The sequence below is a fragment of the Leifsonia sp. SIMBA_070 genome (assembly GCF_046534635.1).
Taxonomy (GTDB): Bacteria; Actinomycetota; Actinomycetes; order Actinomycetales; family Microbacteriaceae; genus Leifsonia.
Genome location: NZ_JAWRYK010000592.1, coordinates 1 through 254, shown reverse-complemented (window position 1 = coordinate 254; position 254 = coordinate 1). Strand labels below are relative to the sequence as shown.

The window sequence follows — 254 nt, the reverse complement described above, 5'->3', positions numbered from 1 at the left end:
CCAGGATGCGCCAGAGGGCCGTCATGGAGCCGGCACCGTCGACCCGCACGGCCTCGTCGAGCTCTTTCGGCAGGGTGTTGAAGTAGCCGGTCATCATGATGATCGCGTAGGGCAGGGTGAACACCATGTAGGTGAGGATCAGCCCCGCGTAGGAGTTGTAGAGACCCAGCCCGACCATGAGCCCGAAGTACGGGATGAGCAGGGTGATGGGCGGCACGGCCTGCACGCTCACGATCACGACGTTGAGGATCCGC

1 protein-coding gene is annotated in these 254 nt (G+C 63.8%); it reads right to left on the bottom strand.

The window, feature by feature from the left end; translation table 11 throughout:
- Positions 1 to 254: ABC transporter permease subunit (locus SB754_RS21600; RefSeq protein ID WP_410784367.1), on the bottom strand; the 254-nt coding region annotated here is incomplete at both ends.